This window comes from Hymenobacter rigui, assembly GCF_003944715.1.
Taxonomy (GTDB): domain Bacteria; phylum Bacteroidota; class Bacteroidia; order Cytophagales; family Hymenobacteraceae; genus Hymenobacter; species Hymenobacter rigui.
The window spans coordinates 226,382-242,007 of record NZ_RWIT01000005.1 but is presented as its reverse complement, the minus strand read 5'-3'; the positions used below and the strand labels follow the sequence as shown (position 1 = coordinate 242,007).

The 15,626-nt window shown below is 62.4% G+C and carries 13 protein-coding genes; 6 read left to right on the top strand and 7 right to left on the bottom strand.

The window, feature by feature from the left end:
- Positions 1-76 precede the first annotated feature (76 nt).
- Both EI291_RS11980 and EI291_RS11975 read right to left on the bottom strand, forming a co-directional pair.
- Positions 77-1,285 carry an MFS transporter gene (locus EI291_RS11980; RefSeq protein ID WP_125420151.1) on the bottom strand — a complete coding sequence of 403 codons (1,209 nt, stop codon included), beginning with the start codon at positions 1,283-1,285 and terminating at the stop codon, positions 77-79.
- 86 nt (positions 1,286-1,371) lie between these two features.
- On the bottom strand, positions 1,372-2,868 hold the full coding sequence (locus EI291_RS11975) for a hypothetical protein (RefSeq protein WP_125420149.1): 1,497 nt from the start codon (positions 2,866-2,868) through the stop codon (positions 1,372-1,374).
- Between the two features lie 151 nt (positions 2,869-3,019).
- Between EI291_RS11975 and EI291_RS11970 the strand changes: the two genes are divergently transcribed.
- The 4 genes from EI291_RS11970 (at position 3,020) to EI291_RS11955 (ending at position 7,192) form a co-directional block, all read left to right on the top strand.
- Positions 3,020-4,903, top strand: a complete 1,884-nt coding sequence (locus tag EI291_RS11970) for an ABC transporter ATP-binding protein (protein ID WP_125420147.1) — start codon at positions 3,020-3,022, stop codon at positions 4,901-4,903.
- A 156-nt stretch (positions 4,904-5,059) separates the two neighbouring features.
- On the top strand, positions 5,060-5,818 hold the full coding sequence (locus EI291_RS11965) for an SH3 domain-containing protein (RefSeq protein WP_125420145.1): 759 nt from the start codon (positions 5,060-5,062) through the stop codon (positions 5,816-5,818).
- Positions 5,819-5,957: 139 nt separating this feature from the next.
- Entirely contained in the window at positions 5,958-6,416 is a 459-nt protein-coding gene (locus EI291_RS11960; protein WP_125420143.1) for a GNAT family N-acetyltransferase, read from the top strand.
- A 227-nt stretch (positions 6,417-6,643) separates the two neighbouring features.
- Positions 6,644-7,192 (top strand): DUF4136 domain-containing protein, encoded by a 549-nt coding sequence (locus EI291_RS11955; protein WP_170172614.1) that lies wholly within the window; start codon positions 6,644-6,646, stop codon positions 7,190-7,192.
- Positions 7,193-7,207: 15 nt separating this feature from the next.
- Here EI291_RS11955 and EI291_RS11950 read toward each other — a convergent pair whose 3' ends face one another.
- The 4 genes from EI291_RS11950 to EI291_RS11935 form a co-directional block, all read right to left on the bottom strand.
- Positions 7,208-8,191: an XdhC family protein gene (locus EI291_RS11950; RefSeq protein WP_240635524.1), complete on the bottom strand. Its 984-nt coding sequence runs from the start codon at positions 8,189-8,191 to the stop codon at positions 7,208-7,210.
- A 114-nt stretch (positions 8,192-8,305) separates the two neighbouring features.
- The gene (locus EI291_RS11945) at positions 8,306-8,803 is read right to left on the bottom strand and encodes a hypothetical protein (RefSeq protein WP_125420139.1); all 498 of its coding nucleotides are present in this window, start codon (positions 8,801-8,803) and stop codon (positions 8,306-8,308) included.
- Positions 8,752-11,076: a xanthine dehydrogenase molybdopterin binding subunit gene (locus tag EI291_RS11940; protein WP_125420137.1), complete on the bottom strand. Its 2,325-nt coding sequence runs from the start codon at positions 11,074-11,076 to the stop codon at positions 8,752-8,754. Before EI291_RS11940 ends, EI291_RS11945 begins: the two co-directional genes overlap by 52 nt.
- Before the next feature lie 145 nt (positions 11,077-11,221).
- Positions 11,222-12,694 (bottom strand): FAD binding domain-containing protein, encoded by a 1,473-nt coding sequence (locus EI291_RS11935; RefSeq protein WP_125420135.1) that lies wholly within the window; start codon positions 12,692-12,694, stop codon positions 11,222-11,224.
- A gap of 209 nt (positions 12,695-12,903) precedes the next feature.
- On the opposite strand from EI291_RS11935, the gene EI291_RS11930 reads away from it, so the two are divergent.
- The gene (locus tag EI291_RS11930) at positions 12,904-13,833 is read left to right on the top strand and encodes a hypothetical protein (protein ID WP_125420133.1); all 930 of its coding nucleotides are present in this window, start codon (positions 12,904-12,906) and stop codon (positions 13,831-13,833) included.
- 11 nt (positions 13,834-13,844) lie between these two features.
- Positions 13,845-14,897, top strand: a complete 1,053-nt coding sequence (locus tag EI291_RS11925; RefSeq protein ID WP_125420131.1) for an MJ1255/VC2487 family glycosyltransferase — start codon at positions 13,845-13,847, stop codon at positions 14,895-14,897.
- Positions 14,898-14,921: 24 nt separating this feature from the next.
- Here the strand turns inward: EI291_RS11925 and EI291_RS11920 are convergent, their stop codons facing one another.
- Entirely contained in the window at positions 14,922-15,512 is a 591-nt protein-coding gene (locus EI291_RS11920; RefSeq protein WP_125420129.1) for an HD domain-containing protein, read from the bottom strand.
- Between the last annotated feature and the right edge of the window lie 114 nt (positions 15,513-15,626).

Here is a 15,626-nt window from a genome sequence, read left to right as displayed (position 1 = left end):
AGTGTAGTAACAGGCCGCAGCCCAGTGAACAACCACGAAGATAATAAGCCCCCCGAATAACCAGCTGGTTGCGCCGCTAGGCTACGGGCCGGTTCCGCCGGGCCAGCAGATACCCCAGCGCCCCCACTACGCTCAGTGCGCTGAGTGCATGCACAAAAGGCAGCCGGGCCGGCTCATTGCTGAAGATCCAGCCCGCTAACAGGGCTCCGATACCAATGCCGGCTTCCAGGGCAATGTACATAGTTGCCACGGCCCGGCCCCGCCGCTCGGGGTGGCTCAGGTCAACCGTCCAGGCATACAGTGTAGGAGAGTTGAGGCCGGTACCCAGCCCGAACAGCACGGCCCCCGTCAGGAACACCGGCGCCGACTGGGCCAGGGCCAGCACGACCAGGGCAATTACGATGATGCAGGAGGAGCCAATCAGTACGGGCACCCGGCCGTACCGGTCGGAGGTGCGGCCCGCTACTAGGCGCACTACCAGCGAAGCGCAGGTATAGCAGGTATAAAACAGCCCTTTATCTTCGCCAACGAGGCCCAGCACCCGGCTTTGGTCAGGAATAACTGTAAGCACCGCTCCGAAGGGCAGCAGACACAGCAGCGTAACCACTGCCGGGGCCAGTACCCGGGGCTCAAAGACTTCATCCCAGCTCTCGATGCGCAACAGTCGCCAGCTGAAGCGCTGCCGTTGCGCCCGGGGCAGGGTTTCTGTCATGGTGCCCTGCACGGCCAGGCTTAGCAGTGCCAGTCCCGAGGAGCAGTAAAACATGGTATCCAGGGAAAACCGCTGGGCCAGCCAGGAGCCCAGCATGGGCCCGGCTGCCATGCCCACGGAACCCGCCACACCCAGCAGCCCCATGGCCTCGCCGCGGCGCTCCAGCGGAATAATATCCGCAATGAAAGCGGCCGTGCCGGTGGGCTTGAAGCCTGTGCTGAACCCGTGTAGCAGCCGAAGTCCCAGAAATGCCGCCACTGTGCCCGTAAACGGGTAAAAGAAGCCGCAGATAAAGCACACCAATGAGCCAAATACCATCACCGGAATGCGGCCGACCGTATCGGCCAGCTTGCCGCTGAACGGGCGCGAAAGGCCCGCCGTGAGGGTAAACAGCGCAATAATGAACCCTTTGTAGTCGGCGCCGCCCAAGCGGGTGAGGTAGTCGGGCAGCTCCGGCAGCAGCATGTTGAAGCTCATGAAAAACAGGAGCGACGACAGGCACATCAGCCAGAACCCGAGGGTGTATACGTGGCGGGCCGGGGCAGCGGTAGAAGGCGGAACGGTAGTGGGCATTGTGGCTGCAAAGGTAGTACACCCCACCCGCGCCGCCCAGCCAGCGGGACAGATAACGGCAAATAAGCCCTCTGAAACTCTCTGAGCTAGATGTCGTCGGGTAAGGTTTCCACCGAATCCATTATTTCTTCCTGCTGTGGTCTGGGCGGCTCCGCCACCGGCGCTTCGTCTGTCACTTGCACGGAGTCCTGCTCGGCGGCGGCATCCTCGTCCGCCAGCTGCACGGTATCCGGCTGAATATCCAGCAATGTCGGCGCGGCGGCTTCGGTGTTGTCGTTGGCCGGAGCAGTTGGGGCAGTCTGGGTGTGGGTGTTCGGGGCCGGAGTTCCGCGCAGCCACACCGGTAGCTGACTGACGCCCCATAAGCCGGCCCCCAGTGCCGTAATGGAGGCCACCACCAGCGCCGCCCGCTGCCACTGCAGCCGCCACGAGGGAGCCGACACCGGCTGGGATACGGGTGCCGGCCGCGAAACGCCGGCCGCAGAGCGTACGCCCGGCGTACCGGTGGTGGGAGCAGGGGCAGCCGCGGCCGGCCGGTTGCTGAGCTGCTCCAACTGCCGGCCCAACTGCTGAATCCGGACATCCAGCGCCTGATTGCGGGCTTCCGCCTCGGCGCGGGATGCTTGAATGGCGGCCTGTAGCTGCTGCTTTTCCTGGGTTTCAGCGGCCAGCCGCGCCTGTAGGGCCGCCACCTCGGCCGTGGCCGACGGAGCTGCGCTGAGCTGCTGCCGCAACTGGGCAATACTCTGCTCCCGCTCCGCTTCGCGGGCCTCCATTTGCTGGCGCTGCTGCTGCAACTCCTGGAACACTTGTTGGCGGAGCTGCTCCAGCCGGTGTTTTTCGTCTTCACTGGCCTGCGGAGGACTGGTGGCCAGGGTGGTGCCGTAGGGCGGGTCGGCGGGTACGTCCTCGGCACCCAGCCAGCCCCAGAGCTGCCGGGCTTTCTTCGACCAGAAACCGGCTGGTGCTTCCTCTGCCATGTTTTCCTCGGCCGGTTGGGGCGGCTCCGGACCGTACTGCACCAACGCCTCCGCCCACTCGGCCAGCGCGGCGGCCGGTAGCCGCAGTTGCCGGGGCAGTTGTGCCAGGCGGCGCGGTAGCTGTGGCAGCTGCGGTACCAGTTGAAACTGCTCAGCAGCAGGGAGCTGATTCAACTGTGCTTCTACGTCGGCATCAAAACGGACCGCACTGACAAACACCAGCAGGCCTGCCACATCCTGCTCCCGAATGAGTTGCGGAAGCTCCGGTTGCTGCTGCAGCCAGTGAGCTAAGGCGGCGCGCTGCTGCCGAAACAGCTGCAGTGGATTCTGGGTGGGCACAAAGCCGGTCATGGGCTCCTCATCCAGCTGCCAGGGCCCGGTTTCCAGCGCGGGTATCGTCAGTTGGCCGCTGCCACCGGCAAGTAGTAGCAGGGCCGCGCCGCCCGGCTGCACCAGCACGGCTGGCAGCGTGTAAGCAGCTACCGGCAGATTTCCCAGCAGTACGCCCTCGGTACCGGCGGCCGTGAGGGTGGGCAGCACGGCCTCATAGCGCGCCTGCAGGGCCGCATCGGCGAAGGGATGGAACAGAATGCTGTGCAGCATAAGTAGGGAAACGACGGGAAGAATGGTAAAAGTACGTTTCCGGGCCAGAACGGGTGCCAGCCGGAATCAGGTATGATGGAAAGGCCCGTTACTGGCTGCCAAAACGGCCGGTCCGGCACTCCGGCCCGAAGTATGCCGTATAGTCCGTTCTATGGCTCGTTCCGACTCGTTTTTCTCAACTATTTCCGCCAAAAAGCCCCGCCCCGATGGCAAACCCAGCCTCACGGTGCGGGAGCGGTTTTCGGCGTTGCGCAATCTGCCGGCTTTTCTGCGCCTGATCTGGCAAACCAGTCCGGGCCTTACGCTGGGCAACGTGGCGTTGCGCCTGCTGCGGGCCGCCCTGCCGGTAGCCATGCTGTACGTGGGCCAGTTGATTCTGGACTCGGTTGTGCAGCTGAGCCGGGAGCCGGCGGCAGGCCGTGCGGTTACGCCGCTGCTGATGCTGGTGGCGCTGGAGTTTGGGCTGGCCGTATTCTCCGATGCTTTGGGCCGGGGCGTGGCCCTGCTGGACTCGCTGCTCGGCGACCTGTTTGCCAACCAGAGCTCCATCCGGCTCATGCAGCACGCCGCCGAGCTGGACCTCGACCAGTTCGAGGACAGCAACTTCTACGACAAGCTGGAGCGGGCCCGTCGCCAGACCCTTTCGCGCACCGTGCTCATGGCCCAGGTGCTCAGCCAAGCGCAGGATGTAATTACGATGGGCTTTCTGGCCGTGGGGCTGGTGGCATTTAATCCGTGGCTGCTGCTGCTGTTGCTGGTAGCCGTGGTGCCGGCGTTTCTGGGCGAATCGCACTTCAATGAGCGGAGCTACTCGCTGGTGCACGGCTGGACGCCCGAGCGGCGGGAGCTGGACTACCTGCGCCAGACCGGCGCGTCCGACGAAACGGCCAAGGAAGTCAAGATTTTCGGGCTGTCGGGCTTTTTGATTGACCGGTTTCGCACGCTTTCGGATGAATTTTACCAGCAGAACAAAAGCCTGGTAATCAAGCGGGCGGGGTGGGGCACGTTCTTCGCGGCGGTAGGCGCGGCGGGTTACTACGCGGCCTACGTGTACATCATCACCCAAACGGTGTACGGCCGCGTCAGCATCGGGCAGCTCACGTTTCTGGCGGGCTCATTTGCTCGCATGCGGGGGCTGCTGGAGGGCATTCTGAGCCGGTTCAGCTCGGTGGCCGAGGGAGCTCTGTATCTGCAGGATTTCTTCGACTTCTTTGCGTTGCGGCCGCGCATCGTAAGGCAGGAGCTTACCGGCGAAAGACCGATACCTTTTCCAAGACCGATCAAACAAGGATTTACGTTTGAAAACGTGGGTTTCAAGTACCGCAACGCCGAAAAGTGGGCGCTGCGCAACCTCAGCTTCGAGCTGCAGGCCGGCGAAAAGCTGGCGCTGGTGGGCGAAAACGGGGCCGGTAAAACCACGCTGGTCAAGCTGCTCGCCCGCCTCTACGACCCTACTGAGGGCCGCATCCTGCTCGATGGCCATGACCTGCGCGAGTACGACCCCGCTGAGCTGCGCCAGGAAATTGGGGTGATTTTTCAGGATTTCGTGCGCTTCCAGCTGCCGGCCGGCCAGAACCTGGCCGTGGGCCGCATCGAGCACAAAGACAACCAGCCGCGCATTGAGCAGGCTGCCCAGCAAAGCCTGGCCGATTCGGTTATTGCCAAGCTGCCCGGCGGCTACGAGCAGATGATTGGCCGCCGCTTCAACGGGGGCGTGGACCTGAGTGGGGGCGAGTGGCAGAAAATAGCCCTCGGCCGCGCCTACATGCGCGACGCCCAGCTGCTGATCCTCGACGAGCCCACCGCCGCCCTCGATGCCCGCGCCGAATATGAGGTGTTCCAGCGCTTCAAGGAGCTGACGCAGGGCAAAACCGCCGTGCTCATCAGCCACCGCTTCAGCACCGTGCGCATGGCCGACCGGATTCTGGTTATCGAAAACGGGCAGTTCCAGGAAATCGGGAGCCACGAGCAACTGCTGGCCCGCGGTGGCCGCTACGCCGAGCTGTTCCGCCTGCAGGCCGCGGGTTACCAGTAAGGCGTAGTGGAAGCGGCTCCTCGTGGTTGCAGGTAGCGGGGAAACCAGTAAGTTGCCGGCCTATTCCCGTCGTTGGGGTGGCCCGCTTCGGCTTGCAGCCGGGTCGGTATCCGGGCGGCAGCTTTACATTATCTTATTTCCTCCACATTACCCGCCATGTTACTACGTGCTTTTCGTCCGCTGGCCACCGGCCTGCTGCTGACCCTGGGGCTGGCTTCGCTTGCGCAGAATGGAGCGACGACTACCGCGCCCAGTCAAAAAAACACCGCCAGTCTTTCCCGCTACTGCATCAACCGCGCCGGTACGGCAGTGTACAGCCAGCCCAGTTTTCAGGCCGCCGTGCGGCAGCAGCTGCCGGTGGGGCAGGCCATCCGGGTAGCCGAGGTACGGCCGTCATCTGCTACTTGCACTATTGGGCCGGGCTTGGCGCTGCCCGGCGACTGGCTGCGGATTGACCTGAACGGCACGCCGGGCTACGTGTTCAGCTCCGACGTAACGGCGCGGCGGCCGCAGGTGCTGCGCGACTCCGACGGGCGGGCCTACGTGTCGCTGCTGGGCGTGGAGGGCCGCCACCGCACGCTGCAGCAACCCGGCGTGAGCAACCACCCCGGCGATAAGGCCGAGGTGACCATCACCCAGTTTGCCAACGGCACTTATACTTACACGGCCTACGACGGGTGCTTCGACCACGTGTACGTCTTCACCACGCTTACCCTGGCGGAGGCCTACCATCAGATGATAAACAGCCATTCGGCCTACGAAAACGGAAAGCTGCGGCAGCCGCAGCTGAGTGCTCGTAAGGGCAAGGAAATTCTGTTTGAGAACAAAGAGGTGGCCGGCGACGCCAGCCAGGATCTGAAGCTGGTTATCCGGCCCGACAAGCGTATTGAGCTGCGCAGCTACGACTGCACCTAGCCGCCCTCTGCCCGCGGCTCCAACCGGGTGCCCAGTACCGTCAGCCGGTGCCGGGCACCCGGTTTGTTATCAGAATCCTGTTTGAGTTTGCCCTGACAATAGTCACCGGTGCGGGGCCTGGAATTGCCGCCCACGTTTCATGACACCTGATTACAAATTTCAGCCCCGTATTACCAGTGACGCGCAAGAGAGAGTTGCGGCCGTGCTGGCCGGGGCCCTGGGTAGTTCAAAATCCGAGCTGCTGACCGACCTGCAGTATCAACAGCAGCGCCAGCCGGTGCAGGTGTGGCTGGCTTATGTAGAGGGGCAGCTGGTGGGTTGCAAGCTGGGCTACGAGCGGCAGCCGGGGCAGTATTACAGCTGGCTGGGCGGCGTGCACCCTGATTATCGGGGGCAAGGCGTAGCTGCTGAGCTGATGCGGCGGCAGCACGCGTGGTGCCAGGAGCAGGGCTACCGCCGCATCCGGACCCACACTTACAACCGCTGGCGCGCCATGCTGCTGCTCAATCTGCGCCACGGGTTTGATATCATCGGAACCATGCAGGGTACGCACGGTCTGACCATTGTGCTGGAGAAGCACCTGAGTTGCGTCGAATAGGCTGGGGCAGTTGGCCTCAATGAGCAGGGCAAAGGCCGCCGCAAGCCGCTTTTAGATGAGGCCAGACCCGGTGGGAGAAATATTGCACGATTTTTTACCTGATACCCAATCGATTAGCGCCGGTAGTTTCGTATTTTAGTGGGTACGACCTTCTTACTTCCCAAGCGCCTATGAAATGGTATGTTACACTGTTGGCTGGTGGCAGCATGTTGCTTCCCGGATGCCTCATGTCGCGCGAAGCCCGCGTGGAATCCGATTATAGCTATTCCGGGCAGTTCAGGCGCTACCGCACGTATGAGTTCATCAGCGGCGACGGCATCAACTCCGATACCAGCCGGCTGGGCACTGCCGTGCGTGACGCCATTCAAAACCGCCTCAAAATTCAGGGCTACCGGGCTGTGCGCCGCCGCCCCGATCTGCTGGTGAACTTCCGGCTGTTTGAAGGTGACATGCGTTTCCGTGGATATGCGCAGGAAGATTTCTCACGGTGGGTGAAAGCCGGGTATACCGAGGATGAAGACACACCGAAGGAGAGCCGCAGGGGGTACCAGCCGGTGCGAATGATCTTATCGGAAGGCACTCTGCTGGTTACGCTGATTGACAACCGCACCAATCGGGCCGTCTGGAATGGCTATGCCTCCGGGGTGAGCGTACCAGCCGGCCCCCAGGGTGAAATCGTGCTTCGCCGCTCCGTCCGTTCCATTTTCGACCAGTACCACATCTTCACGGAGGGCTACCTCAGCGGCCAGAATACGGCCAGTGAAGGCGACGAATAACCAGCCCCGGAAATTCTAGGAGTTTCGCACCCGAATCAGCTCGGCGGCAATACTGATGGCTATTTCCTCGGGCGTGCGGCTGTTGATGGGCACACCAATGGGCGCATGTACGCGCGCCAGATCATGCTCCGAAACACCTTCCGCCCGTAGCACCGCCAGCATCTCGGCAATTTTGGCCTTGCTACCCATCACGCCCAGGTAGCGTACCGGGTGGTGCAGCAGCGCCCGCAGTGCCACCAGGTCGGAGCGGTACCCGAACGTCATTAGAATAACGTACTGGTGCGGGCCGGCCGGAATTTCCTGGAGTAGCTGCTCATACTGTACCGTGCGCTTGTAGTGGGCAAACGGATTGAGCAGGTGCGTATTCAGCCCCGGCCGGTCATCCAGCACGGTCAGGTCGAAATCCAGAGAGGCCAGCACCCGCGACAGGGCCAGGGCCACATGACCGGCTCCCACAATGGTAGCCCGGTCGCGGAACCCTATCTGCTCCGAATAGGACCATTCAGTGCCCGGCTGGAACGTGAAATGCGGGCCCGGCTGCGCGTTTTCCTCCAGGCGCAGGCCGCCCGTAGCCGTCAGCCAGAGACGGTTGCGGCCTTGTTCGCGCAACTGCAGCTTGATGCGGCTGATGGTGGGTAGGTCGGCCACAGTCAGGGGCTGGAGCAATACCCACTGCTCGCCCGAGCAAATCATGCCGGAGCGGTCCGTTGGCGCTTCCCGGCGGTGAATCTGGTGGCGGAGTACAGGAGCAAAATGGGGCTCCCGCAGCAGCGTGCGGGCTAGCTCCACAAATTTATGCTCCATGATGCCGCCGCCAATGGACCCGGCCAGACTGCCGGCTGTTACCGTCATCTTGAACCCCTGCCGACCAGGGCTGCTACCTGCACTATCCAGCACACACAGCAGCGCCACCGGAATACCGGCGCGCAAATTAACGGCCGCATGCTGCCAAACCAGCATATCACGCGGCGTTGCCGGCGACGCAGTCAGGATATCCACAGCAGGATAACTAGCAGGAACGAGAGGTAGTTCTTGTGTTGACAATATATTAAAAATTATATATATGGTCTGAAACTACCGTCTGACTACAGAACCACCAGCCGCACTGGTTACTTACAGCCAGGTGGCACTCAGGGCATAGTAAACGGCCATGATACCTGAAAACAGGGCACTAGCCACAAACCGCCAATCGGCTGAAACTTTGTTTTGAATGTAGTAATTCACCACCAGCGCCACCGGCACGTTTACTAGGAATGAGCGGCCGGCTACCGGCAGCAAAGCCAGAGAAATAGTATCTGCCTGCCCACTAAATATGCGCAGAAACACGTAGTGCCGCACAACCCAGAGAGGGTTGAAATACACCTGCGACAACGCGGCCCGGAGCCACTGTCGGCCCTGGCCGGCGTTGCGGCGCTCAGGCACCTGCCGGTCAATCCAGCGAAAGAAAGCGGGTACTTCCCAGGAGTACAGGATACCGCCTACCAGCGCCATGCCCAGTAGCCGGGTCCAGGAAAACTGATGCAGTAAAAGGGCGGCGGCCGTGTCGCCGGCGGCGTAAATCAGGAAGCCGCGGAGGTGGTTGCGGAGGTTGAATGAGCGGGTGAGTTCCAAGCGTCAGAGGGGGTGGGCGTAAATTCGGGGTGCAAATTTACGAGAACCTTTTCCGGCGTCATAGGAGCAGAGAAAGAAATAGTGGAATCAGGGTTGAAGGCCCGCACCGCGTCGCGCAACGCGAAGTAGGCCCCGATGCCGTACATCAGCGGCGGCTCACCCACGGCCTTGGAGCGCATCACGGCCCGGGAGTGGCCCGGCGTGTCCAAGAAGTGCACGTCCAGCACCTTGGGGGCCGCGTACAGGTCCGGAATTTTGTAGGCGTTGAGCGAGTTGCTCAGCAGGCGGCCTTCCTCATTGTACACCAGCTCCTCCAGCGTCATCCAGCCGATGCCCTGCACGGCCCCGCCCTCAATCTGGCCCCGGTCCACGGCCGGGTTCAGGCTCTGGCCGAAGTCGTGGGCAATCTGCACGGCCTGCACCTCGTAGGTACCCCGGCGACAATCTACCTGCACGGTGGTGAGGGCGGTGCCGTACACGTGGTAGGCGAAGGGGTAGCCCTGGTTGGTGGTGGCGTCGAAATGCAGGTCGGGCGTGGCGTGGTGAGCGTTTTCGGAGAGACTCACGCGCTGCCAGTAGGCCGCCGAAACCAGCTTCTCCCAGCTCGTATTGGCGGGTTTGCCGGCGGCCAGCACCTGCTCATTTTCGATGTGCAGGCCCTCGTAGTCCATGCTCAGCTCGGTGGAGGCCAGCTGCAGCAGCCGCTCCCGCAGCGCCAGGCAGGCCAGCTCGGTGGCTTTGCCGTTGAGGTCGGCGGTGGCGGAGGCGGCCGAGGGGGAGGTGTTGGCTACGCGGGTGGTGTTGGTGCTTTCTACCTTGATGCGGTCCACGCTGATGCCCAGCGTACGGGCCGCTACCTGGGCAATTTTGGTGTTCACGCCCTGGCCCATTTCCACGGCCCCGGTGCTCACGCCCACCGAGCCATCGGTGTAGATATGCACCAGCGCCCGGGCCTGGTTCATGGCCGTTTTAGTGAACGAAATACCGAAGCAGATGGGCATTACGGCCAGACCTTTCTTCTGCCAGCGGTGGGTGCGGTTGAACTCGTCCACCTCGCGGCGGCGGGCCGGCAGGTCGAACAGCTCGGCGGCCGTGTCCCAGGCCTGCTCGGCGTGGCAGCCCTCGGCCGGCTGACGGTACGGGAACAGGTCACCCTCGCGCAGCAGGTTGCGGCGCTGTATTTCGGTGGCCGGTACGCCCAGCCGCTCGGCCGCGCTGGCAATGGCCGATTCAATCACGAACATGCCCTGCGGCCCTCCGAAACCCCGGAAAGCGGTGTTGGGTGGCAGGTGGGTCCGGCAGCTGTAGGCCGTGGCTGTCACGTTCGGAATGAAATAGGTGTTGGTGCTGTGGAACAAGGTGCGCTCCATCACGGCCGGCGACAAATCGGCCGCCGCGCCGCCATTCTGGTAGAAGGTAACCTCGTAGGCCACAATCTTCAGGTCGGCACTGAGCCCGATTTTGAAGTCGGAGGAGTAGGGGTGACGCTTGCCGGTCATGCGCATATCGGCCATGCGGTCCAGTACCAGCTTTACGGGGCGGCGGGCCACGAAGGCCCCCAGTGCGGCCAGCGCGCCCCAGGGCGTGGCTTGGTCTTCCTTACCGCCGAAACCGCCGCCCAGGCGCGTCACGTCCACTTCTACCTGGTGCATGCCCAAGCCCAGCACGTGGGCCGTGTGGCGCTGCACGGCCGTGGGGCCCTGGGTGGAGGAGATAATGCGCACCCCGCCCATTTCTGTGGGGAAGGCGTACGCGCCCTGCGTTTCGATGTATAAATGCTCCTGTCCGCCCGATTCGGCCACGCCCTCAAACACATGGGCGCACCCGGCCCAGGCCTCTTCGGAATCACCGATGCGGAAGGTGCGGGGCGGTACCAGCAGCTCGCCCTGAGCCGCCGCCACCCGCGGGTCGGTAATGATAGGCAGCGGGGCTATTTCTACCCGCACGTGGGCCAACGCCGCGTGGGCCGCGTGCTCGGTTTCGGCCAGCACCAGAGCCACCGGCTGCCCCCGAAAATGCACGTGGCCTTCGGCCAGCAAAGGCTCATCAGGCACGATGCCGCCAATCTGGTTTTCGCCGGGAATATCCCGGGCCGTGAGTACGTGTACTACGCCGGGCAGCTCCAGCGCCGCCGTGGCATCCACCGTCAGCAGCTTGCCGTGGGCCACCGGCGACTCCACCACGGCCGCGTACAGGGTGCCGTGCTGCACTGGCACATCATCCAGATACTGAGATTCGCCGCGTACATGGCGGATGGGGTCGAGGTGATTCACGGTAAGGGTATGGGGGTGTGAGGGTAAGCGGGTAGGAATGAGGTTGAACGATGTAGAGAAGCGACACTTCGCGTCTTCCATCTGAATAACCTTGCCAACCATATTATAACAATGTCAGCACCAATTGAGACGCGAATACGCGTCTCTACAGCTGTTCTTTGGTGAGCAGACCGGTTTCCACGAAATGGACCTCCAGCAGCTGGTGCAGCAGCAGGCGCTTGTACTGCTCGGTGCCGCGCACGTCGCTGATGGGGCTGATTTCCTGCTGGGCTGCTTGCTGGGCAAGACGCAAGGTTTCTACCGAAACCGGCCGGCCTACCAGCGCAACAGACGTCTGGCGCAGCACCAGCGGAATGGGCCCCACGCCCCCGGCCGACAGCCGGGCTTCCCGGATAACACCGTTTTCTACCCGCAGCCAGGCGGCGGTATTTACCGAGGCAATATCCAGGTGAGTGCGCTTGGATACCTTCTCGAAGTTGAAGGCGTCGGTAGCAGCGGGGGCTTCGAAGCGGATGGCCGTTACCTGCTCGTCGGCGGTTTTGGTGAGCTGCTTATAGCCCGCGTACAGCTCCGCAAGCGGCATCCAGCGGCGGTGGGCGGCGGCGGTTTCCAGCTCAATTTCCGCATCCAGGGCTAAGAAGAGAATGGTCAGGTCACCGATGGGGGAGGCATTGATGAAGTTGCCGGCCACGGTGCCCATCTGCCGGATGGGGGTGCTGCTCACCAGTTTCAGGAAGCGCGGCAGCTGCGGCAGCACCGCCAGCATCACCTCCGATTCCAGCAGCTGCTGAGCCGTGGTGGCGGCGCCCAGCGTGATGGTAGTGCCTTCGCGCCGGATGCCGCGCAGGTGGCTTTGGTCGTACACTAATTCTACATCCGTAGCCCGCAGCTTCTCGGGTTGCTGCACCAGCAAATCGGTACCTCCGCCCAGAATACGGGCCCGGGCAGCGGCTGGGGCATCGAGGCTGGTTGCGGCGGTGGGCAGCGGGTCGGCAGTTTCGGAGCCGCCGGTGGCCGCGGCCGTATCGGCGCTGCGCAGGGTCTGAAGCTTACCGGGCATATCGGCAAAATACTGCGGCACGAAACCCTGCTCCGCCAGCCACGGCAGGGCTTCGGTGGCGGGCCGCTGCTCCAGCTGCTGCTGCAGGTGGGCCGCCGCCCGCTCCAGACTTTTGTAGCCGGTGCAGCGGCAGATATTACCATCAATGGAAGCCAGCACGCTGGCCGCCGTGCTGGGCTGGCTGCTGAGGGCGTGGCCGGTCAGGCTCATCACAAAACCTACCGTGCAGAACCCGCACTGCGAGCCACCTTCCTGCACAATGGCCTGCTGTACCGGCGTGAGGCTGCCCCTGGCCGCGTTGATGCCCTCCACGGTGACCACATGCTTGCCATGGGCGTTGCCCAGCGGGGTCAGGCAGGAAGTCATGGATTGGTACTGCACCACCTGGCCGGTGGCGTCCAGCTCGCCCACCAGCACGGTGCAGGCCCCACAGTCGCCCTCCCGACAACCGATTTTGGTGCCTTTCAGGTGCTGGTTATAGCGCACAAAATCGAGCAGGGTACTGCCGGCGGGCTGGTCGGTACGGATGAGTTGGTTGTTGAGGTAAAACTGAGACATGGCAGGGCAGAAATTCTGGGAGCGGAAGGGAAAGTTACAGGATTTTCGGCTCTCGGCGTAACAATTCGGTAATGTGAGGTCAAGGGGGTGTTTAGGGAGGTGGTTGGGCCTGCACGCTGCTGGCCGTGCGGGGTGTTGCGCCGGATTCCCTACTTTCGGCCCGGTTTTGGCCCTGGTCGGCCGTCGCATTTTGCCTTCTATTTCTGTATATGAACAAGTTCTTCTCTCTGCGCCCGATGGCAAGCCTGCTGGTCGGGGCCGGCCTGTTGTTTTCGGCTTCCTGCACGGCCCCCCGCGCCATTGTGAGCACCGGTAAGGTTACGCCCCGCGGCGAGTTTAAAGTGGGCGGCAATATGGCCTTCAACGTACCCACTGAAACCCTGAGCAAAACCGGCTCGGCACTGCTGGATGCGGCTAAATCAGCGGCCAACAAGGACACGATTCGCTACAACCAGACCATTGAAAAGCTGCAGATTGGGGCCCTGGCCTACGTGCTGGACCCCGTGCGGCCTACTTCCGACCTGTACGTCCGCTACGGCGTCATCGACCGGCTTGATGTGGGCTATAAGTACGGCTTCGGCTCCCACGTATTCGATGCCATGTACCAGTTTCTGGGGCCAGTGGGCACGCCCGAAAACCCGGGCAGCCGGGCGGCGGGAGCTACGTACGGCAGCATTGGGCTGCAGTTTGCTACCCAGCGCAGCAAGTTGCCCAGCATTCCATTCCTGGAAGATGCCACTACTTTCCTGGGTTTTGAGGCCAGCCGCCACGACCTGATTATCCCATTGGTATTCAGCAAGTCGTTGGGGCTAGAGGAGGAAATCGGAGCTATTTCCTACGGCGTGGTGTATGCGCACAGCTTCTTCAAATACGGTTTTCAGCCCCGCAATATCTTTAACACGGCCGGTACGCTGGCATTGCCGGCTTTGCCCTCGGCTCACCGTAACTTCGGTTCCTACGGGGCTTTCTTCAATGCCAAGCTGGGCTACCGCTACGCCTACTTTATTCCGGCCCTGTCGGTGTATTACCAGGACTACGGCGAGTATCAGCTGCTGAACAACAAAACGGCCAAGCTCAGCGGCCTCACGTTCATCCCGAGCCTGGGTGTGCAGTTCCGAATTCCTACTACCCGCCGGTAATTCAGCCTGTAATGAACATACTATACGGAGTGCCCGGCGAGGGGCTGGGCCACGCCACGCGCAGCAAGGTGGTTATCGGCTATCTGCTCGACCAGGGGCATAACGTGTGCGTGGTGAGCAGCTCCCGCGCCTACCAGATGCTGGCGGCCAACTTTCCCGGGCGGGTGCACGAAATCCGGGGTTTTCACCTGGCATACAAGCACCTCACAGTATCCAAATCGCGCACGGCAGCACTTACGTTGCGCACGGCCCCGGAAAACCTGCTCATCAACTTCCGCAAGTACCGGGAACTGCTCTGCGACTTTGAGCCGGATGTCGTCATTTCTGATTTCGAGTCGTTTAGCTTTTTGTTTGCCAAGTGGAAAGGCCTGCCCGTTATCAGCATTGATAATATGCAGATTATCAGCCGGGCGGCGCTGGATATTGCGGTGCCGCACCAGGAGCGGGGCAACCTCACGCTAGCCCGGCAAATAGTGCGGGCCAAGCTGCCGGGCAGTCAGCAGTACCTGATTTCTACGTTCTTTCCGCTGCCTGTCATCAAGGAGCGCACCACGCTGGTGCCGCCCATTCTGCGGCCCGAGGTGCTGGCGCTGCGGCCTACTAAAGGCGCGCACGTGCTGGTGTATCAGTCGGCTACCACTCAGAAGGATTTGGTAGCGCAGCTCCAGCAGCTGCCGGGGCAGGAGTTCCGGGTGTACGGCTTCAACAAGGAAGAAACCCACGGCAACGTACAGCTGCGGGCTTTCAGCGAAGCCGGTTTCCTGGACGACCTGGCCAGCGCCCGGGCCGTGGTAACCAATGGTGGCTTCTCGCTCATCAGCGAGGCCGTGTACCTGCACAAGCCGGTGTGCGCCGTGCCCATTCCGGCGCAGTTTGAGCAGTTTCTGAACGCCGCCGAAATAGAGAAGCTGGGCTACGGCCGCCATTTCTCCACCATCACCCCCGATAACCTGAAAGCATTCCTCTACGACCTTTCTGGGTTTGAGCAGGCCCTGCAAACCTACAACCAGCAGGGAAATGAGGTGCTGTTTGCTGCGCTGGACAAGGCGTTGGCGGTGATTTAGTTACGAACCGGCGCGGCTGGTGCGCTAAAATTGCGCCAGCTGCTGGCGTACTTCCGCTAAGCGGGCTAGTTTCTGCGTTTCCCGGCGGGCCGTGGCAGTGGACGTCCAGTAGCGGTGGCTGCTCAGGAAATCAACCTGGAGCTGCAGCCAGGCGGTTTCGTCGGTCATCAGGCCGCGCAAGGTAAGCTCATCGTAGAGGGTCTGGCTGATGGGCCAGAAATCGGGCCGGCCGAGGTAGTCCAGGTCGGCGTCGCAGAGGATGCGGGCCAGGTGCCGGGTGCCCGGGTTCTGGGGCATGCGCGTGGCCAGAACCAACTCCGCAATCAGCTCAATCTGGGGCGGCGTGTAGCCAAAACGGGGCAGCACCTGCCGGGCCAGTTCGCAACCGGCTACCTCGTGACCCTGGTACGTGGTCAGGAAGCCGGCATCGTGGTACAGGGCCGCCGTGCGCAGCAGCGTCAGTTCCGCGGCATCGGTTATGCCCTCAGCTTCGGCCAGGGAAAGGGCCTGTTCTACCACATCGAGGGTGTGGTGCAGGCCGTGGTAAAACAGGGTAGAGGAAAGATGCTGGCGGAGCTGAGGCAGAATGTAAGCCTCGGCGCGGAGACAGTCCATGAGGTGGTAGGCAGAGCGTAGAGGGCGTAAATAGCGCAAAAATCCGTTACCAACCCGCCCGAAGGCTACTATCTTGCGGGGAGAATGAGGAGCTGGGAGCCGGGAGCCAGGAGT